Source organism: Streptomyces sp. NPDC046862, from assembly GCF_040704615.1.
Classification (GTDB): Bacteria; Actinomycetota; Actinomycetes; order Streptomycetales; family Streptomycetaceae; genus Streptomyces.
The window spans coordinates 20241-39957 of record NZ_JBEYXP010000081.1; the positions used below are offsets into that span (position 1 = coordinate 20241).

Consider the following 19717-nt stretch of genomic DNA (forward strand, 5'->3'; position numbering starts at 1 on the left):
CTACGCGGAAATCAACTCGCTGCCGTCCTGGACGCGTCAGGACGCTCGGCGGGCTCTGGGGCCGCTTCTGTGCTGCCACGGACCCACAGGGGCTTCAGCCGATACGTCAGCAGGTACAGGATCGCGCCTGCGCCGGCGGCGATGAACATGCTGAGGTCGCCGGCGCCCGGGTACGCCTTCGAGAACGGCCCGGTGTAGAAGCTGGACTGCCAGAACGGCACCGAGGCCGCCACACCGCCCGCCCAGGCGACGAAGCCCCAGTCCAGTACCCGGTTCCGGTCGTAGAGCTCGGTGACGCGGGACGGGTCGGAGCGGCCGCCGAGGTAGAAGTCGAGGAGCAGCACGGCGGCGAAGGGGGCGATGAAGTACGCGGTGAGGTTGAGGAACACCTTGAACTTGTCCTCCGTACCGGACTCCCCCCACAGGCTGATCGCGTAGGCGAGCAGACAGATGACGGTGACCGCCTGGGAGCGGGTGACCGGGATCTTCAGCGTCTGCACGGAGATCGCGCCGCCGTAGACGTTGAGGAAGTTCTGGGCGAGGGCCGAGAGGCCGACGGCGAGCAGGGCGGGGACGGCGAAGGGGCCGGCCAGTTCGTGCAGGGCCGTGATCGAGTCGGAGCTGCTGGCACTGCCGCCGACGACCACGCCGAGGATGCCCAGCCAGGCGATGGTGACGAAGTTGCCGAGGCCGGTGTACCAGGCGGTGCGGCCGACGACGTCGGGGGTGTCCGGAAGATAGCGGGAGTAGTCCGAGGCGAACGGCGCCCACGCCACCAGGAAGGACAGGAACCAGCCGCCGAAGGTGATCCAGCCGCCCGTGGAGCCGATGTATCCGGACGCCTTCGCATCGGCGTGGAAGAAGCTTCCGCCGCGGACGACGGCGACCACGGTGATCAGCAGGAACAGCGGGGTGAGGACGTAGGTCAGCACCTTCTGGAGGTAATTGATCATGTTGTAGCCGTAGATCGCGACCACCAGCTGGATCGCGGTCAGGGCGCCGGCGCACAGCCAGAAGGGGAGGTGGGTCAGTTCGGCGAACGCCTTGCCGCCGAGGATGACGGTGACCGCGGCCCAGCCGATGCCGGCGAAGACGTTGATGTATGTCACGGGCAGGAAGTTGCCGAAGAAGCCGAGCGGGCCGCGGGCCTGGATCTGCTGCGGGACGCCGAGCCGTACGCCCATCCGGGACATCACGGCCATCAGCAGGGAGCCGAGGGCGGCGCCGATGAGGATGGCGGTGACGGCGGCGGAGAAGCTCAGCCCGAACCAGGCCGCGCTGAAGCCGAGCAGAATGATCGGGAAGTTGAGGCCGGCCGCGAACCAGACGAAGAACTGCGAACTCGGCCTGCCGTGCCGCTCGTTGTCGGGGATGTGGTCGACACCGAACGGTTCGACCGTGGTGACCGAACTGCCGTATATGGGCGCCGAAGCATCGTGCGTCATTGCGTGCTCCTGAGGACGGGGAGAGGAGACTGCTTCAGTGGGGAAGTGGGGACTGTGGGGTCTCACGGACGGCAGGCAGACTCCTGAACAGCCGACGGGGACATCCGTGAGCGGACGGCGGGGACATCCGTGAGCGGACGGCGGGGACATCCGTGAGGGTTCGAAGGCTCCGCCGCCGCACCGTCGGCGGCGGGCCGAGGTCGGCGCCGGCCTACTGGAAGGCCGGCACGACCTCCTTGATGAACAGCTCCAGCGACCTGCGCTTCTCCTCGTGCGACAGGCCGGTGTCGATCCAGAAGCTGTACTCGTCGACGCCGAGCTCCTGGTAGGCGCGCAGTCGCTCGATGACCTCGGCGGGGGTGCCGATCATCGCCGTCTTGTGCAGCGCCTCCGGCGCGAACTCGGGGCGGCCTTCGAACTTCGACTCCGGGCTGGGGTCGAGGAACCCGTTGCGTGGGGTGGTCCGGTTGCCGAACCAGGCGTCGAAGGTCCGGTAGAACCGGTTGATCGCCTCCGCGGCCGGCCGCCATCCCTCGGGCTCGTCGGAGGGGTGGACGTGGGTGTGCCGCAGCACCATCAGCTCGGGGCGCGGAACCGCGGGGTGGTTGGCCACCGCGGTGTCGAACTTCCCCTTCAGGTCGGCGACTTCCTCGTCACCCTTCATCAGCGGGGTGACCATGACGTTGCAGCCCTGGGCAACGGCGAAGTCGTGGGAGTCGGGGTCGCGGGCGGCGATCCACATGGGCGGGGTGGGCTGCTGCACCGGCTTGGGCACGCTGGTCGACGTCGGGAACTGCCAGATCTCGCCGTTGTGGGCGTAGTCGCCCTGCCACAACGCCCTTACGGCGGGGACGAGTTCACGCAGGTGCTTGCCGCCGTCGCGGGCCGAGAGCCCGCCTGCCAGCCGGTCGAACTCGAACTGGTAGGCGCCCCGGGCGAGCCCCACCTCCATCCGGCCGTTGCTGATGACGTCAAGCAGTGCGCACTCACCGGCGGCCCGGATCGGGTTCCAGAACGGGGCGACGATGGTCCCGGCGCCGAGGCGGATGGTCGTGGTCTGCGCGGCCAGGTGGGCGAGGAGCGGGATGGGGCTCGGGGAGATGGTGTACTCCATCGAGTGGTGCTCGCCGATCCATACGGTGCCGAAGCCGCCGGCCTCGGCCATCAGCGTCAACTCGGTGAGATTCTCGAAGAGTTGGCGGTGGCTGACCTCCTCGTCCCAGCGCTCCATGTGCACGAACAACGAAAACCTCATGCCTGCTCCTCGTCTTGCGGGCCGGCCAGGTGTCGGCTCTTGTCCTGGCGGCTGTGTTCGCCGGTGGTCGGGACGGACGGGGCCGTGGCGGCGGCGTCCATCTCGGTGAGGGTGACGTCGCCGGTGGCCCAGTGCGACCGGGGTACCTCGTGGACGACGACACGGATGTATTCGGGCCGGGTGTCGGTGGTGCGCAGGACCGCGGCGTGCACTTCGTGCAGCAAGGCCCGGATCTGTTCCGGGGTGCGGCCCTCGGCAAGGGTGATGGCGACCTGGGGCATGCCCGATCAGCTCCGCATGGTGAACGGGTCGGCCACCGGCTCTTCACTGGTGTTGATCCACACGCTCTTGAGGCGCGTGTACTCCTTGATGGTCTCGGTGCCGTGCTCGACGCCGACGCCACTGGTCTTGAAGCCCTGGCGCGGCGACATGGGGGACATGGCCCGGTAGGTGTTGACCCAGACGGTCCCGGCGTCCAGCCGCGACGCCATTCGGTGGGCGCGGGCGAGGTTGGTCGTCCAGACGCCGGCCGCGAGCCCGTAGTCGGTGTCGTTGGCCAGCCGTACGACCTCCTCCTCGGAGTCGAACGGCATGACGGCCAGGACGGGTCCGAAGATCTCCTCCCGGACGACACGCATGTCGTTGTCGACGTCCACGAGGATGGTCGGTTCGTAGAAGTAGCCGCCGAGCCCGCCGTCGGTGGGGCGTCCGCCAGTCAGCACCCGGGCGCCTTCGCTGCGTCCGAGGTCGACGTAGCCGGCCACCTTGTCGCGCTGGTCGGCGAAGGCCAGCGGGCCGAGCTCGGTCTGCGCGTCCAGCGGGTCGCCGATACGGATGGTCTTCGCGCGCTCGACGACCCGCTCCAGCAGCTCGTCGTAGACCGAACGGTGGGCGAAGACCCGGCTGCCCGCGATGCAGGTCTGTCCGGCGGCGGCGAAGATACCGGCCACGACGCCCATCGCCGCGTTCGCGACGTTGGCGTCGTCGAACACGATGTTGGGCGACTTGCCGCCCAGTTCGAGCGTGGAACCGATGAACCGGCTCGCCGTCGCCGCCGCGATACGCGCCCCCGTGGCGGTGGAGCCGGTGAAGGAGATCTTCGCAAGGTCGCGGTGGTCGACCAGGGCCTGTCCGGCCTCGGCCCCGAATCCCGTGACGACGTTGACCGCACCCGGCGGGAACCCTGCCTCCAGGGCCAGCTCGGCGAGCCTGACGATGGTCGCCGAGGTGTACTCGGAGGGTTTGATCACGACGGTGTTGCCGGCGCAGAGTGCCGGGGCCAGCTTGCTGCTGGTCAGCGTCAGCGGCGAGTTCCAGGGCGTGATCGCTCCTACGACGCCCAGCGGCTCCCGGGCCGTGTAGTTCAGCACCTGGCGGTCGGAGGTGGGGATGAAGTCGCCGTGGATCTTGTCGGCGAGCCCCGCGTAGTAGTGGTAGTACTCCGGCAGCGTGGCCAGCTGACCGCGCATCTCGCGCAGCAGCTTGCCGTTGTCCAGCGTCTCCATCCGGGCCAGCTCTTCGGCGTTCTCCGCGATCAGCTCACCGAGGCGGCGCAGCAGATGGCCCCGGCGCGTCTGGCTGAGGTCGCGCCAGCGCGGGTCCTCGAAGGCGCTCCGCGCGGAGGCGACGGCCCGGTCGATGTCGACGGCGGTGCCGCGCGCCGCCCGGTAGAGGACCTCGCGGGTGGCCGGGTTGGTGCTCTCGAAGTACTCGCCCGACGCGGGCTCCACCCGTGCTCCGCCGATGAAGTGCGGCAGCGTGGTGAGGTCAGACATGTGAACACTCTCCGAGGAAGGTCGTGAGGGAGTCGACCAGCGCCTGGGGACGCTCGACGGGCAGCATGTGACGCGCCTCGGGGACGACCACCGCCCGGCAGTCGGGAAGGGCCGCGGCGAGCCGACGGGTCATCTTGGGGGTGGAGCCGGGGTCGTTCTCCCCCGTCACCGCCAGGGCGGGTACGGCGATGGCCCCCAGATCCGGCGCGAGTTCGGCGTCCGCCGTGGCGAACACGCGATAGCAACCGAGGAAGGAGCCGACGTCATTGGCCAGCAGCGTCGCCTCGGTGCGGGCGACCCATCCGGCGTCGACGCCCGTGCCGTCGTACCAGCGCTTGAGGGATGCTGCCGCGCTCGCCGTGAAGTCGGCCTCCGCGGTGCGCAGCCGGTCGAGGACGGCAGTCCGCTCCTCGGCCGTGCGCCGGCACACCGAGCTGACCGAGGTCAGGGTCGTCACCAGTTCGGGGCGGTGCAGTACCAGGTGCTGGGCGATCAGCGCGCCGAGTGAGAATCCGACCAGGTGAGAGCCGGCCGGGATCTCGTCGGCCACCCCGTCGGCCAGGTCCCCGAGGGTCACTCCGTCGCTCACCGGCGGGCGGGTGCCGTGGCCCGGCAGGTCCGGGGTGATCACGGTGAAGCGGTCGGCCAGGAGCGTGGCGGTCGGCTCCCACATGGTGTGGTCGAGCCCGACACCGTGCAGCAGGACCACGGTCGGCTTGCTCATGGGCACCTACTGTTCGGTCGTGAGCGGGGCCAGGCGCTGCTGGGGGCGTCCCTGAGCGGCGGCGGCGAGCGCGATGACGATCTCGTTCGGGTGCGGGGCATCGCTGACGCGGACCTCGAAGCTCTGGTGGTGCGAACGGATCGTGGCGTCGGTGATGTGCTTCAGCGGGATGTCGAAGACCACCCCGGCGGGGCCGCGCTTCTCGACCGCGGGCAGCAGGGTGGTGGCACCGGCCGCCTTGCGGAAGTGGTCGCCGAACTTGAGGGTGTGGATCAGCGCCGAGCCGTGCTCGATCTCGCCGTCCAGACCGACGATGGCGGCCTTGCCGTACGCCTCGGCGGGTTCGCCGAGGGCGTCCAGGACCGCCGGAGCGAGCAGCGCGCCGAGGTCGGAGGCGTTCGCCTCGATGCCGGGGGCCAGATCCTCGACGAAGCCCTGACCGGCCCAGGGGTTCTCGATCACCGCGGCGACGACGGCGATCCGGGCCGGGCGGGCGAGCTCGCGGCCGCCCTCGGCGTGGATCTCCTCGACGACGGTCACGATCCTGCGGACGCTCATGAGGGAAGTACCTCCAGGGTTTCGTTGGTGACGACCGGGTCGGTCAGGCGGTCGCCGATGCGGGGGTGCGGGCGCGGCCCGGTCGACGCGGCCGCGACGACGACGAGCTCGTCCGCGCGCGGCCCGTCGGAGACGCGGGCGCTGATGGTCTGGTAATGGCTGCGTGTCGCGGCATGAGTCTTGTGCCACAAGGGGATGATCAGCGACTCTCCGGCCTCGGCACGCGTGTCGGCGAAACAGATGATCGACTCGCCCTGCAGGAACTCTCGCACCAGGTTGCCGAAGTACGGGGTGTGGATCAGTGCCCCGGCGTGTTCGATCTCGCCCGCCGTGCCGACGATGGCGGCCTTGCCGAACGACTCGATCGCGTCCGCGCCACCCAGGGAAGTGATGAGCCGGTCGGTGAGCAGCTTTGCGAGTACCGGTGCGATGCGCGCCTGCTCCAGGGTCAGGTCGGTCGAAGGACCGGACCCCAGCCATGGATTGCGAATGACGGCGGCGACGCTGGCTCGGTGCGCGGGCCGCGAGGGCGCCTCGCCCGCCTCGGTCAGGACGACGTCACGGTAGAGCACGAGCTTGCGGAGACCGATGCTTTCGTCAGTGTGCTTCAAGCTCTCTTGCATGGCACAGGACGATATGCACACACCGGGGAACCGGTCAAGGGTTCCGCCCGAACAGCCTTCACACACCTTCCGGATCTTGGTCTCCAGTCATAAAATGGCACTGAAATCCGCATTCCGGCGACCCGTGGGGGTAGGAGTGCGATCCGAAAGCGCTGAACCCTTGACGCCCTCTTCGTGCCATGCATTACTGCTTCTTGTATGCCAGCGCTGCTCAGGAGGCAGCCTTGTGGACTAAGCGGTCGAGCCGAGAGCTCCCGTTCGCGCCGACCGACCGCGCGCTCCCAAAAGCCGTCACCAAAGCCGTCACTGTGGAAGGGGAAGAGATGGCGTACACCGACGCCCGTCGAGAACGAATCGAGAAGGTATGGGCCGAGGCCTGGGGGCAGGGCGACGTCGACGCACTCGACGCGCTGCTCAGCCCCGCCTACCTGCGCCACGGGACCGACCCGCACCCGCAGAACCTGGACGCCTTCAAGGCGGCGATCGTCTCCACCCGTGCGGCGTTCCCGGACCTGACCACCGTCATCGACGACATCGTGATCGAAGGTGACAGGGCCGCCATCCGCTGGCACAGCAGCGGAACGCACGTGAACTCCTTCCTCGGCGTCCCGCCCACCAACCGACGCGTCGACATCAGCGGCGCCACGTTCGCCCGCTTCGAGGAGGACCGGATCGTCGAGGAGTACGTGACGTGGGATCCCCGGGCCCTGCTCGCGGCGCTGGGCATCATCAGCGTGGGACAGGACTGACGGTCTACGCGGGCCAGGACCGACGATCAAGATGACAAGGAGCACCCCATGACCGCGCTTGCCTCCACCCCCGACCTCGACGTGATGAAGCAGGTGAACCGACAGTTCGTCACCGGTGTCACCGTCGTGACCGCGATGGATGGAGAGACCCCCCGAGGGCTGGCCGTCAACGCGTTCTCGAGCATCTCCCTCGACCCGCCCACGGTGATGGTGTGTGTCCAGCACACCTCGTCCACCCATGACTGTCTGTTCCGGGCGGATCACCTCGCGATCAACATCCTGTCCACCGACCAGCTCGACGTCGTCGGCACCTTCGCGGGCAAGTCCGACGACAAGTTCAAGGACCTGGACTGGGAGAGCGGCCCGTTCGGCAGCCCACTGATCGCTCGCAGCAGCGCGCAGATGGAGGTGCGGATCCGCGAGCGGCTCCGGGCCAGCACCCACACCGTCTTCATCTGCCGGGTGGTGCACGCGGCGGTCACCGACCTGCCCCCCATGGTGTACAGCGCGGGCAGGTTCTTCGACGGCGGGGCACTGCCCTCTCTGGGATGATCCGGTGGGCAGTTCGGGAGACGGAGGAGCACTCGGTGGAGCACTCGGTGGAGCACGCGGTGGAGCACGCGAAGAGGGAACCGAAGAGCGGATCGATGCAGGCCACGGTGATCGCCGAAATGCGCAGGCGCATCATCAAGGGTGACGTCGAACCCGGATCCTCGGTCTCGGAGACGGCCCTCGCGGACGAGTTCGGTGTGAGCCGTACGCCGGTGCGCGAAGCCCTCAAGCAACTGCAGACCGAAGGGCTCGTCGAGATCCGGCCCCGCGTCGGGACGTTCGTCACCATCCCCTCCCGCCGCGAGATCACGGAACTCTTCGAGATGAAGGAACTCATCGAGGGCGCGGCCGCGCGCCTCCTGGCCCAGCGCGGCCGCGTCCCGGAAATCGACTCGCTCGAACAGAATCTGCGCGAAGCCGATGCGGCGGTGGAGCAGGACGACCGGGAACGGTACGCCGCGCTGGTCCAGGAGTTCCACGACCTGCTCATAGTTGGCTCCGACAACGGCAAGCTGCAGGCCCACTACCGGATCCTGATGAACCAACTCGCGTACTCCCGGCTGGTGAACACCTCACTGAGCCAGCCGGGGCGCGCCATCCAGTCCGACCGCGAGCACCACCTCGTCCTGGAGCTGATCCTGGCAAAGGACGGCGACAGCGCCGAGCGCGTCATGCGCGAGCATGTCAGGGCCAGCCGAAGCGCGCTGCTGGCGGGCCTGCCTGTCGACGTCCAGCGCAAGAAGGCCGGGGCCGCACGTTCCTGACGTCGCGTTCGAGAACGTCTCCCCCAACGGGATTCTCGCTGTCTCCGGCAGTTCCAGATGCCCGCCCCGAAACCGCGTCCGCAGGGCGCGATCGTGGGTGACCAGCACGATCGCCCCCCGTGTACCTGGTCAGCGCCTCCTCCTGCCGGACTGAAGAGGCCAAGGGCGAGCAGCGCTGATGTATGCCGAAGGCAACTCGCCCTTGCTCGGGGGGATCGCCGGTCCTGGGACAGGCACCCGGCAGTTCAGGACAGGAAGCGGCCGTACGGACCGTTTCGTATCCCGTCCTTCTGCTGTTGGTTGAAGTGGCAGTTCGGATAGTCGTAGAACGAGGCGGACATCGGTGTGCCGTCGGTGCGCGAGGAGTCGGGCAGACCGAAGGCATGGCCCAACTCGTGCACCATGCCTCCATACCACCGGTTCATTGGGCCGTTCGTCCCGGCGGCACCGTCGGCGTCATGGCCGCTGAGGATCACCCAGCCGCCACCTCCACCGCCGCCGGAGACACCCGCCTTCTCCGCGCTGACTTCGCCGACGCACAGCCAGCGTGAGTCCGGGGACCTGAGACCGAACCTGGCCATCAGCTCCTGCTGCATGTTGAAGACCACCCACCAGTACTGTTCGCCGCCGTTCGGCGTGTTCTCGTACCAGGACCGCGGGTGGTTGCCCTGGACGACCTCCACCGCCGGGTTGTTCAGTTTGAACGTCACGCCGAGTTCCTGGCGGTAGAAGCGCTGTGACTCCTGCATCACCCCGGTGATGCCGTTGGGGTACCGCGAGTCGTTCGCCACATCCGAGGGCTTGAGCCAGAACACTCGCACCGTCCCGGTCGGCGGGTCAGCGGCCGTCCTCTCCGCCGATACCGTCGCCGCCTGGGCGGTGCCTGCGAGCGCGCCGGAACCGAGCGCTGCGATCCCCCCGGCCGCCGCAGCCAACACCGCGCGCCGCGTGAACGTACATCTTTCCACCGGACGTCCTCCTCATCGAGACGCGGACATGACAAAACTACTTTCCGAACAGCGTGCGATATGTCGACTGTCCGGCACAGGCGACATCAAGCCGTAGTCGTGGGCGCGCGTTCTGGTTCGACGGGGGCCGCGGGAACGTGGAGCAGGAAGTGGTTCGCCACTCGCGAGAGAATCCCTGCGGAGAAAATGATCTCTCAGTCCCCAGGCCCTGGTGCTTCCGTGGCTCCGGCTGCGGCCGGAGCCGAGGCACGGAACGTACGCCGGTACGCCGGTGGGCCGGTACGCCGACGGGACGACGCCTGCCTCCGCCGCCAGGTGCCGCCGCAGCGAGGTGGCGGTGGCGAAGCCGACCTCGTGGGCGACCCGTTCCACCGGCAGACCACTGGACTCCAGCAGGTGCCGTGCCCGCCGCAGCCGCTGCTGGGTCAGCCAGCGGCCGGGGCTCAGACCGGTCTCCTCCCGGAAGCGCCGGGCGAAGGTACGGGTGCTCATCGCCGCGTGCGCGGCCAACTCGGTCAGCGACAGCGCAGTTGGGAGGTGCCGGACTGCGAGCCTTCGCAGGGTGAGGAGGCCTGGGCGGCGGTGACGAGGGTGACGTGGTGGTGCCGGCCGCGCCAGGTGCGGCCTTCGAAGTGGTCCAGGCCCAGGCCGTGTTTGAGTTCGCGTCATTAGTCGTGCTCGATGCGCCAGCGCATCTTCGCCCATCGCACCAGGTCGGCGACCGGGGTGGCGGGCAGGGTCGGCGGGCCCCCCGGCGTGAGCGGGCTGGAACGGCTCGGCCGTGGCAGGTCGTGCGATCTCCTTGGGGTCGACGGCCATGACCTGGGACCCGCCGCGTTCTTTCAGCGCGAGCCGGATGGAGACGCTGCGGCCATACGGCGGCGATCACCCATGCGTGCGTCGGCCCCTGGGCTGCTGCCGAGGCCGTCCGCTCAAGGTTCCGCGCTGCTCAGCCGACCGGTCCCGTCATCGCGCGCGGTCCTACCGCCGGTTCGAGCAGCGACAACGTCCGCTGCCGCGCATCCAGGCCGACACGGATACCGACCGGCATCGGCAGATTCGGGCCGGCATGTCCGAACTCGACGTTGCCCAGGACCGGGATGTCACGGTCGCCGAGGACGTCGAGGACGATCTCGGGCAGGGTCGGGGACGCGTCAGGCGCTCCGAGCCCGTCGATCGCGTGCGGAACGCCCACGACCATGCCGGAGATCCGATCGAGGATGCCGCAGTGCCGCAGCACCTGGAGATAGCTCCACACATACGATGCCTGGCCGCCCGTCTCCTCCCAGAACAGCACCGCGCCGTCGAACCATTCGAGCGGCAGCGCGAAAGGCGTCGCCTGCGCCAGCACGATGCGATTGATCACCCCGCCGATCAACCTGCCTTCGGTTCGACCGGCACGCCAGCACTCCCACGACGGGGTGGTCGGCAGCGCACCGATCGCCTCGTCGCCCGTCAGCAGCCTCGAGTAGAGCTTCTCAAGCACCGCTTGGCGCGCTGCGGGCGCAGCCTGCCAGTGCCCGCCGAGTCCAGGGGTGGCCAGGTCGGCGTGGAAGCCGACCAGACCCGTGCGCGCGTAGAGCACCAGATGCAGCAGCGAGATGTCGCTGTAGCCGAGGATCGGCTTGGGGTCGGCTCTGATCGCCTCGACGTCGATCAGGTCGAGGTAACCGAGCACCGTCTGGCCGCCGTCGTGCGCGATGATCGCGCGTACCTCAGGATCACGCAGTAGTCCGTTGAACTCCTCGGCGATCTCCGCCGGCCGAGCCGCGCTCCACCAATGGCGCCGCCCTGATGCGAGGAGCGGTGCCCGACGCACGCGGAATCCCATCCGCTCCAGTACGACCACCGCATGCTCGAGGTCGGGCTCGTAGGCGGCGTGGAGCGGCCCGGACAGCGACGCGATGACGACGAGATCTCCGGGCGCCAGGGCACGAGGCCGAAGCAGTTGAGGCAGTGCCGTATGCGTCACCGAGGCAGTGTCCCGATCCCCGCAACACCGCGCTACTCATTTTCCGATCGACCACCCGCCAGGTCCAGCCCGCATATCCAGGTTGGTCCCCATGCGTGAGCCGACCCCGAGGAATTACGTGAGTGCCCACAGCTCTCGGGCGGCTCCTCCTGTGTGGCGCCCGATCAACTGGCCCGCGACGCAGGCATCTCGCAGGCCACCGGCTACCGCTCCACACCAACACCCGCATGCGAAACACGCTGATCGGCACTCAACGACCAGTGGAGATGATCTCCGTTGAGAGAACCTCACTGGCCGGTCCGTTCTTCCCAGGGCGGGCTCGGCGGACGAGCCGGCTAGCGCGCCTCGCGGTAGCGGAGATAGACGAATCGCGAGCTGAAGGTGCGGGTCTCGACGAGTTCGAGATCCGCCCGGCGCTCGCGTCGGGGAAAGAACGGAATGCCACCGCCAACAAGCACCGGGTAGACCATGACCCGGTACTCGTCGATCAGACCGGACGCGGCCGCCTCGGCGGCGAGAGTCGCGCCGCCGATCGCGATGTCGCCCTCCCCCGGCTCGGCTCGCAACCGCTCGATCTCCTCCGCCAGGCCGCCGGAGGCCAGGCGGGCATTGCCCTGCACCGCCGAGAGCGTGGTCGAGAACACCACCTTCGGGAGCGGCTTCCAGAGCGCGGTCCACTCGAGCTCCGAGTCGTCGAGCGAGCGATCCTGGTCGGCGGTCTCCCAGTACAGCATCGTCTCGTACAGCCGTCGTCCCAACAGGTGGACGCCGACCTCTCGGATCTCGTCGATCCAGAAGCGAAAGACCTCCTCGTCGGGCGCCGTCCAGTCGAAGCCGCCGTCCGGCCCGACGATGTAGCCGTCAAGTGAGACGCTCATCGAATAGGTCACGCTGCGCATCAGACGTCCTCCTCGGTGACGGGTTCGACAGTACGACCGCCGGACGCCGCAGAACTCATCGCGACTCGCGGGATCCCCTTGACCGTCACATCGAGGTGTGTCCGCGCACCGTGTCGCGGAAGGCGATCGGGGTCTGTCCGGTGCGCTGGTGGAAGTACTTGCTGAAGTGGGTGGCGCTGGAGAAGCCGAGGCGGTCGGCGATTCGGGCGGCTGTCCGGTCGCTGTGGGCCAGGAGGCGCTTGGCTTCTGAGGACGACGCGGCGGTCGATGAACTCCTTGGCGCCGAGGCCGGCGGAGGCAAGGGTGGCGCGGGAGAGGGTGCGGGCCGCGTAGCCGAGCGCTTCGGCGTAGTCCTCGACCCGGCGGGTGCGGGCGAAGTCCTTTTCCACCGCGTCACGGAAGCGCAGGTATGTGACGTCGGGTTCGGGGGCGGGATTGCCGATGGGTGCGGTGAGGTGGGCCAGTCGCAGGACGAGGACTGCCAGCAGGTGGCGCAGGGCTGCGGTGTGGATTTCCAGGGGCAGGTGTCCGAGTGCGTGGAACTCGGCGGCGAGATGGCCGGCGGCCAGTCGCAGTGCCTGGGCGTCGTCGGGCAGGGGCCGGCGCAGGATCGGCGCGTGCGGGTCTTCTATGCGGGCGCCGGCAGTGGTGGCCGGGTCGAGGAAGTCCTGGCGGAACAGGATCAGGGTGCCCTCCGCGTGGGTGACGTCGCCCCACTGCTGAACCTGGCCGGGGCGTACCCACAGCCATGAGCCGGGTTCGAGGGCGTAGGCGGTGAAGTCGACCGTGTGCCACAGGGTCCCGCTGGTGGGGGTGATCAGGTGATGGAAGTCCGGGCGCTGGGGGACCGTGAGCCGCTCGCTGCGTACGCGGCGGCGCAGATCGGCAAGGGACAGCACTTCGACGCCGGCGGGGGTGCCGGCGGATGCTGCGAAGGAGATCTCCGGGATCCCTCGGTCGACATCATGTCGGTTTTTGACCATCACTAGTCGCCAGCGTATCCGATTCGGCCTGTTCAACCAGCCTAGCTTGGAGATGTCAGCCCGTCCGACATCAATCGATGTCGAAAAGCAGTAAGAGAGGAGGAGTGTGCCTTCGGCGGAACGGGCCTCGCTGACGTATGGCTTCGAGCTGACGTATGGCCTCGACGCGTTGCGCCTGGTGCCACTGCTTCGCCCCCTCTTTGCTCGGACGCCGTCACCTCGACGTACAGCGCCCCGGTCAGCCGGGGAAAGGCCCGCGCCGCCTTCCGTGCGCTGCGCCGCCTGCGCGTCACCTCCTGCCCGGCGCTGCTGCCGCACATCGCACGCGGTGCCGACCGGATGGGCGGCGCGGCCTCCCTCCCCCAAGCCCCCCCCATTCCCAGAGCCGCCCTCGTGAGGAGAACCGTCATGAGCAATGCCAAGAACACCGTCCTGACCGCCGCTGCTGAGCTGTTCGGCAAGAAGGATCCGAGCGCGGTGGACCGCTGGGTCGCCGCCGACTACACCCAGCACAGCGCCCTGGCCGCCGACGGCCCCGAGGCCCTGCGTCAGCTTGTCGCCGGCCTGCCGGAAGACTTCCGGTACGAGGGCGCCCGGGTGATCGCCGACGGCGACCTGGTCGCCCTGCACGGCACGTACCACGGCTTCGGCCCGGACCCGCTGGTCGCCTTCGACGTCTTCCGCGTCGACGCCGACGGCAAGCTCGCCGAGCACTGGGACGCCCTGACCCCGCTCGTAGGGAAGACGGCGTCGGGCCGCTCGCAGACCGACGGCCCCACCCAGGTCACCGCGCCCGAGAAGACCGAGGCCAACCGGACCCTGGTCGCCGAGTTCGCGCAGAGGGTCCTGGTCGGCGCCGACTACTCGGTGCTCACCGACTACATCTCCACCGAGACCTACCACCAGCACAACCCGGAGGCCGCCGACGGCCTCGACGGCTTCGGCACCGCCGCCGCGCGGTGGGCCGAGCAGGGTAAGAACCTCGTCTACAAGGCCGTCCACAAGGTCATCGCCGAGGGCGAGTTCGTGCTGCTCCAGTCCGAGGGCGAGTTCGGTGTCCCCGTGGCGTACTACGGCCTCTTCCGCGTCCAGGGAAGCAAGATCGTCGAGCACTGGGACGTCGTCGCCCCGATCCCGGCCGAACTGCCCCACGGCAACGGTCTGTTCTGACGCTGCACGGTGCCAGCAAGGAGAAATGCAATGAGCGCGCTCACCTACGCCGGGAAAACCTTCGTCTTCCACGTCGACAACGGCGTCGTCTTCCGCAACACCTACGCGGCTGACGGCACCACCCTGCGCTACGAGACACTGAAGGGCCCGGCCAAGGGCGCCGAGGAGACCGTCACCCTCCACTCCGCCGAGGTGGCCCCGGGCCTGTTCATGCTCGGCTGGGTCGAAGTGTCCGGCATGACGATCACCCACCTCATGAACCTCAACACCCGGACAGTCCACGCCTTCTGGACCTACGAGACGGGCGACGGACGCGTCGCCGAACTCCACACCGGAACCCTCGAACCCGCCTGAAGGCTGCCCTCACACGCCGCCGTGCCCGCCACCTCACCCACCAGCCCGCGGGTGAGGACACGGCGGCGTGCGCCCACTGCCCGGAGGACCACCGTGTACGCGACCCCGCTGCCGCTCGCCGCTTACAGGGCCACCATCGCCCTCGACGAGCCGTTCCGGCCCGCCGCCGGTCATGAGCCGGATCACCGGTCCGCCGACCTCGTCCGCGAGGCGCTCGGTCTGCTGGGCGACGACCCGGCGACACTACGGGCGGGGCTGCGCTGCGGTGCAGCGGACCGGCTCGACGACACCGCCGCCCGGCGGCTCCTGCGCGCTGTGCTGACAGTCCGGGAACCGGGCCCGCTGCCCACCGGGACCGCCCGCGTTCTGGACGCGCTCCTGACCGGCGAACGCCTGGCACGCGACACCATCGACGCCACCTCGCTGCCCACCATCCGCGACACGCTTCCCCACGCCACCTATCAGGCCGACGACCGGACGGTGCTGTGGCAAGGCGACATCACCCCCCTCGGCGCGGACGCCGTCGTGAACGCCGCCAACAGTGCCCTGCTCGGGTGCTTCGTTCCGATGCACCCGTGCATAGACAACGCCATCCACGCCGCCGCCGGCCCCCGTCTTCGTGCCGACTGCCACGCGGTCATGTCTCTGCAGGGTCACCCGGAGCCGACCGGCACCGCCAAGATCACCCGCGGCTACCATCTGTCCGCCCGCTACGTCCTGCACACCGTCGGCCCGATCGTCGACGGCCCCGTGCTCCCGCAGCACCAGCAGGCGCTGGCGTCCTCGTACCGTGCCTGCCTCGACCTCGCCGCCGAACTGGACGGCATACGCAGCGTCGCGTTCTGCGGCATCAGCACCGGCGTCTTCGGCTACCCCAGGACATCCGCCGCCCGCACCGCCCTGGACACCGTGGCCGACTGGCTCGACCTCCACTCCGAACGGTTCGACCGCGTGATCTTCAACGTGTACGCGGACGACGACCTCGCCGCCTACGTCCACGCCCTGACCGAAGGAACCCGGCCCCGATGAACCACCCCACCCTCGAGCCGGCAGCCGCCGCCGACACGCTACGCACCTGGCTCGCCGAGGCCGACCGTGTCCTGATCACCGCCGGAGCCGGACTCAGTGCCGCCGCCGGATACGACTACGGCGACGAGGACCGCTTCCAGGAGCTCTTCCCCGCCCTGCACCGCATCGGCCTGCGCTCCCGCTACCTCGTCGGCGTCTCCCTGCCACCCGCCCTGCTGTGGGGCTACTGGGCCGTCCACATCGACGACATCCGCTTCTCCCCAGACCCCAACCCCCTCTACCAGCGCCTGCGCTCCCTCGTCGGCGACAAGGACCACTGGGTGATGACGTCCAACGTGGATGCCCTCTTCGCCCGGGGCGGCTTCGCCCCCGACCGGGTCTTCACACCGCAGGGCGACTACGGCCGCTACCAGTGCGCCACGCCCTGCACCCCCGCCACCTGGGACAACCGCCCCCTCGTCGCTCAGCTCCTCGCCACCTACGACCCGGCCACCGGCGCCATAACGGACCCGAGCGCCCTACCCCGCTGCCCGAACTGCGGCGGCGAGGTCGAGATCAACGTCCGCATCGGCCCCGAGTTCGTCGACGGCCCCTACCTCCCCGCGGGGCGTCGCCTCCGCCACTGGCTGGGAACGGCCCCCGTCGACACCCGCCTGCTCATCCTGGAGTTCGGCGCCGGATTCAACACCCCCGGCGTGATCCGATGGCCCGGTGAACACCTCACCCGCCATCTCCCCCACTCACGCCTCGTACGCGTCAACCCCACCCACCCCGAAACCCCCGCCGACCTCGCCGGCCGGACTCTGCCCGTCCCTGTCGGAGCCGACCACCTGATCGACGCACTCACGATGCCGCACCTGACACCCGACCCTACGGAGACACCATGAACGACCCGGAGAAGAACAAGGCCACGGCCAAGGCGTTCTACGACCTGATGTTCAACCAGTGCCGTCCCGCCGAGGCCATCGACCAGTACACCGGCGACACCTACATCCAGCACAATCCACACGTCGGCGACGGCAAGCAGGCGTTCATCGACTACTTCGAGCGCATGGCCGCCGAGTACCCGGGCAAGCGGGTGGAGGTCAAGCGCGCCTTCGCCGAGGGCGACCACGTGATCCTGCACTGCCACCAGACCTGGCCCGCCGAGGAGTACGCCGGCATCGACATCTTCCGTTTCGACGCGGACGGCAGGATCGTCGAACACTGGGACGTCCTCCAGGTCATCCCACCCACCTCCAAGAACGACAACACCATGTTCTGACCACCGACCACCGCACCGGGATCGGTCAGAGCGCGGTGAACGTCCACAGCAGGTTGGTGCTGCTGTTGAAGCTCCACTGCTTCGCGACGGAGCCGGAGGAGACGTTGCCGCCGCCGTCCAGGGCCATGCCCGTGGTGCGGTTGGTGAGGGAGTACCGGCCATCACCACGGTGCGTGATCTTCCACTGCTGGTTGGTGTTGCCGTTCCAGGCCAGTTCCCTGCACGCGGCGCCATTGCTGGTGGCGCCCCAGCCGTCGGCGACCATGCCGTTGGTGCGGTTCTCCAGCTTGTAGTAGCCGTTGCCGAGGTCGACCGCGTGCCACTGCAGGTTGTTACTGCCGTCCCAGGTCCACTGCTTGAGGTTGGAGCCGCCGGCGACGTTGCCGCCGCTGTCCAGGGCCAGGCCGTTGGTGACGTTGGTGATCCTCAACCAGACCGACGGGTTGAGCGTCACCTTCAGCGAGGTGATCTGGTCGTTGTTGCCGGTGACCCTGAGGTCCGGGTTGTCGGCGGTGAACGTCCACGAGGTGCCACTGAAGTTGTCCCCGGAGTAGCCGATGACCTGGTGGCCCGGAGCCACCCGCAGGGAGGAGAGGCTGAGCGGGGAGATCCCGGCGAGGGTCAGCTCGTCGGCGGTGTAGCTGCCCAGGGCGAGGACGGCGGCGCCGCCGGAGTAGTCGACGTCGCTGAAGACCACGGCGCCCGCAAGGGGCCGCAGGCTGGGTATCTCGCCGGAGAAGCTGAGCTTCAGGACGTAGGCGTGGGCGGAGAAGGGCGTCGACGACGGCAGGCTCACCTGCAGCCCGGACGCGTTCTGCGTCGGGGTCGCGAGGTTGATGTAGGTGCCGGACGTCGAGTCGAGCAGCTTCACCGAGGTCAGCGAGCCGAGGTTGATCCGGCTGGTGCTGAGCGTCTTGATCTCCAGGGAGCTGCCGGGCCAGCCCAGGACCGTGGCGTACAGCACGTTGTTCGCCTTGTTGCGGGTGAAGCGGACGTCCTGCGCGGTGCCGGTCGTCGGTTGGGCGAAGGTGGCACCGCCCATCTTCGTCGGACCCTCGCCGTAGGCGGTCCAGGCCCTGGTCGAGTAGATCGACTCGCCGAAGCGCCCCAGGTAGTCGCCGATGCCCAGCAGGACGTCACGCTGGGCCTGCGGTATGGAGCCGTCGGCCTTCGGCGCGATGTTGAGCAGCACGTTGCCGTTCTTGCTGATCCGGTCGATCAGCGAGTGCAGCATCTGCTTGACGCTGTAGTAACCGATGCCTTCGGTGTAGCACCAGCTGGAGCTGGAGATGCTTTCGTCGGTCAGCCAGTAGGGCGCGGTGAGGTCCGCCGGTCCGCCCCGCTCGTAGTCGAAGACCTCGCCGTGGCTGTTGAACCCGTCCTTGTACGTGGCGACGACGTCCTTGCCCCAGGCGTTGGCCTGGTTGTAGTAGTACGACAGGAAGTTCAGCCGTTGCGACTCGTCGACGTGGTCGAGTCTGAAGTCCTGCCACAGGATGTCCGGCTTGGCCCGGTCGACGACTTCCTTGAGTTTGTCGTACCAGAGCTGGTTCTCCTGCGCCGAGCTCAGCTGCCCGTAGAGCTTCTTCAGGCTCGCGTCCGACTGCGCCGGCGCGTACTCGTAGTAGCCGGTGTAGTTGTACGCGTGGTGCATGGCTACCAGCAGCTTCATGTTCCTGGCGCGGATGGCGTTGGTGAACAGCTGCAGCAGGTCCAGGTGCGGGCCCTTGTCGGCGGAGTTCCACTCGTTGACCTGGCTGTCCCACATGGAGTAGCCGTCGTGGTGTTCGGCGACCGGCCCGGCGAACTTCGCACCGGCGTCGGCGAACAGCTGCGCCCACTCGTCGGGATCGAAGCCGCCGCCGGCCGACTTGAGCTTCGGCGCGAACTCCGCGTGGTTCCCGGCCAGGTCGTTCGCTCCGTTGATGAAGTTGTGGTAGGGCCATGCGGACGGGGTCCCGTACGTGGCGACGTGGTGCTTGTTCGCCACGCTGTTGTTCAGGTACATGTTGCGCGGGTACCACTCGCTGTCGTACGCGGGCACGCTGAACACGCCCCAGTGGAAGTAGATGCCGAACTTGGCGTCCCGGAACCACTCGGGAGCCGCCGGGTGCTGGTCGATCGAGTCCCACGAGGGGGTGTACGTGCTGGGGGCCGCGTAAGCGGTGCCGGCACCGGCCACACCGCCCACCACCGCGGCAGCCGCGACGCCTGTGGCGCAGGCGAGCACTGTGCGTCTGTTGATCGATCCCGACATGGGGCGAACCTCCGTCACCGCTGTGACTTGCGAAGCCTGAATGTTGATGAGCCAAGATCAGCGCCGTAACGCGTTGGTGAGGGTCTCCAAGGCGAGCAGACGCGGGTGGCGCGGTACCCACGGGTCTCGAACGCCGGATGTTACGGACGAAGTTCGGTCACGTAAGCCCCTGATGTCAACAGGTCTACAGGGATGAAAAGCACCTCCCGGATCAACGCTTTGACCGCTAAGGGATGAAAAACGCCTGTTTGTTCACGACTAAACATGGCATGTTTCCGATGCGACCTGTTCGACCTGACCGGCAGACTCGCTGTCGTCACCGGCGCCCGACGCGGCATCGGCCGGGCCATGGCCCGCGCGCTCGCCGAGGCCGGCG

Annotated in this window: 19 protein-coding genes and 3 pseudogenes; 8 read left to right on the top strand and 14 right to left on the bottom strand. The window is 68.5% G+C overall.

Going from position 1 to position 19717, the window contains the following annotated elements:
- Window positions 1–11: 11 nt before the first annotated feature.
- The 7 genes from AB0959_RS49055 to AB0959_RS49085 form a co-directional block, all read right to left on the bottom strand.
- A complete protein-coding gene (locus AB0959_RS49055) occupies window positions 12–1445 on the bottom strand; it encodes a cytosine permease (RefSeq protein WP_366833477.1) in 1434 nt (477 codons plus the stop codon).
- A gap of 211 nt (window positions 1446–1656) precedes the next feature.
- Window positions 1657–2700 carry an LLM class flavin-dependent oxidoreductase gene (locus AB0959_RS49060; RefSeq protein WP_366833478.1) on the bottom strand — a complete coding sequence of 348 codons (1044 nt, stop codon included), beginning with the start codon at window positions 2698–2700 and terminating at the stop codon, window positions 1657–1659.
- Window positions 2697–2981 (bottom strand): tautomerase family protein, encoded by a 285-nt coding sequence (locus tag AB0959_RS49065; protein WP_366833479.1) that lies wholly within the window; start codon window positions 2979–2981, stop codon window positions 2697–2699. Before AB0959_RS49065 ends, AB0959_RS49060 begins: the two co-directional genes overlap by 4 nt.
- A 6-nt stretch (window positions 2982–2987) precedes the next feature.
- On the bottom strand, window positions 2988–4475 hold the full coding sequence (locus tag AB0959_RS49070; protein ID WP_366833480.1) for an aldehyde dehydrogenase: 1488 nt from the start codon (window positions 4473–4475) through the stop codon (window positions 2988–2990).
- Entirely contained in the window at window positions 4468–5199 is a 732-nt protein-coding gene (locus AB0959_RS49075; protein WP_366833481.1) for an alpha/beta hydrolase, read from the bottom strand. Before AB0959_RS49075 ends, AB0959_RS49070 begins: the two co-directional genes overlap by 8 nt.
- Window positions 5200–5205: 6 nt before the next feature.
- A complete protein-coding gene (locus AB0959_RS49080) occupies window positions 5206–5757 on the bottom strand; it encodes an amino acid synthesis family protein (protein WP_366833482.1) in 552 nt (183 codons plus the stop codon).
- Entirely contained in the window at window positions 5754–6380 is a 627-nt protein-coding gene (locus AB0959_RS49085; RefSeq protein ID WP_366833483.1) for an amino acid synthesis family protein, read from the bottom strand. Before AB0959_RS49085 ends, AB0959_RS49080 begins: the two co-directional genes overlap by 4 nt.
- 323 nt (window positions 6381–6703) lie before the next feature.
- Here AB0959_RS49085 and AB0959_RS49090 point away from each other — a divergent pair, with 323 nt between their 5' ends.
- From AB0959_RS49090 to AB0959_RS49100, 3 genes are read left to right on the top strand one after another with little or no spacing between them, the layout of a single operon-like run.
- Window positions 6704–7129 carry an ester cyclase gene (locus AB0959_RS49090; RefSeq protein ID WP_366833484.1) on the top strand — a complete coding sequence of 142 codons (426 nt, stop codon included), beginning with the start codon at window positions 6704–6706 and terminating at the stop codon, window positions 7127–7129.
- 48 nt (window positions 7130–7177) lie between these two features.
- Window positions 7178–7681, top strand: a complete 504-nt coding sequence (locus AB0959_RS49095) for a flavin reductase family protein (protein ID WP_366833485.1) — start codon at window positions 7178–7180, stop codon at window positions 7679–7681.
- A gap of 35 nt (window positions 7682–7716) precedes the next feature.
- Window positions 7717–8445, top strand: coding sequence for a GntR family transcriptional regulator (locus AB0959_RS49100; protein WP_366833486.1), 729 nt, complete (start codon window positions 7717–7719; stop codon window positions 8443–8445).
- Window positions 8446–8690: 245 nt separating this feature from the next.
- Here the strand turns inward: AB0959_RS49100 and AB0959_RS49105 are convergent, their stop codons facing one another.
- The 6 genes and pseudogenes from AB0959_RS49105 to AB0959_RS49130 form a co-directional block, all read right to left on the bottom strand.
- Window positions 8691–9413 carry a hypothetical protein gene (locus AB0959_RS49105; RefSeq protein ID WP_366833487.1) on the bottom strand — a complete coding sequence of 241 codons (723 nt, stop codon included), beginning with the start codon at window positions 9411–9413 and terminating at the stop codon, window positions 8691–8693.
- 276 nt (window positions 9414–9689) lie between these two features.
- Window positions 9690–9938 (bottom strand): annotated as a pseudogene (locus AB0959_RS49110) (helix-turn-helix domain-containing protein); the annotation flags it as partial.
- Window positions 9939–9988: 50 nt separating this feature from the next.
- A pseudogene (locus tag AB0959_RS49115) lies at window positions 9989–10150 on the bottom strand (IS701 family transposase); the annotation flags it as partial.
- Between the two features lie 212 nt (window positions 10151–10362).
- Window positions 10363–11385, bottom strand: coding sequence for an LD-carboxypeptidase (locus tag AB0959_RS49120; protein ID WP_366833488.1), 1023 nt, complete (start codon window positions 11383–11385; stop codon window positions 10363–10365).
- 335 nt (window positions 11386–11720) lie between these two features.
- Window positions 11721–12284 (bottom strand): dihydrofolate reductase family protein, encoded by a 564-nt coding sequence (locus AB0959_RS49125; protein WP_366833489.1) that lies wholly within the window; start codon window positions 12282–12284, stop codon window positions 11721–11723.
- Window positions 12285–12369: 85 nt separating this feature from the next.
- A pseudogene (locus tag AB0959_RS49130) lies at window positions 12370–13267 on the bottom strand (helix-turn-helix transcriptional regulator).
- A gap of 408 nt (window positions 13268–13675) precedes the next feature.
- Here AB0959_RS49130 and AB0959_RS49135 point away from each other — a divergent pair.
- From AB0959_RS49135 to AB0959_RS49155, 5 genes are all read left to right on the top strand, one after another.
- Window positions 13676–14437 (top strand): nuclear transport factor 2 family protein, encoded by a 762-nt coding sequence (locus AB0959_RS49135; protein ID WP_366833490.1) that lies wholly within the window; start codon window positions 13676–13678, stop codon window positions 14435–14437.
- A 30-nt stretch (window positions 14438–14467) separates the two neighbouring features.
- Window positions 14468–14791, top strand: a complete 324-nt coding sequence (locus tag AB0959_RS49140) for a hypothetical protein (RefSeq protein ID WP_366833491.1) — start codon at window positions 14468–14470, stop codon at window positions 14789–14791.
- A gap of 93 nt (window positions 14792–14884) precedes the next feature.
- A complete protein-coding gene (locus tag AB0959_RS49145; RefSeq protein ID WP_366833492.1) occupies window positions 14885–15820 on the top strand; it encodes a protein-ADP-ribose hydrolase in 936 nt (311 codons plus the stop codon).
- Window positions 15817–16707, top strand: a complete 891-nt coding sequence (locus AB0959_RS49150; RefSeq protein ID WP_366833493.1) for an NAD-dependent protein deacetylase of SIR2 family — start codon at window positions 15817–15819, stop codon at window positions 16705–16707. Before AB0959_RS49145 ends, AB0959_RS49150 begins: the two co-directional genes overlap by 4 nt.
- Window positions 16704–17084, top strand: coding sequence for a nuclear transport factor 2 family protein (locus AB0959_RS49155; protein ID WP_366833494.1), 381 nt, complete (start codon window positions 16704–16706; stop codon window positions 17082–17084). The genes AB0959_RS49150 and AB0959_RS49155 overlap by 4 nt, the downstream gene beginning before the upstream one ends.
- Window positions 17085–17109: 25 nt before the next feature.
- Here the strand turns inward: AB0959_RS49155 and AB0959_RS49160 are convergent, their stop codons facing one another.
- Window positions 17110–19341, bottom strand: coding sequence for an alpha-L-fucosidase (locus AB0959_RS49160; RefSeq protein ID WP_366833495.1), 2232 nt, complete (start codon window positions 19339–19341; stop codon window positions 17110–17112).
- Between the last annotated feature and the right edge of the window lie 376 nt (window positions 19342–19717).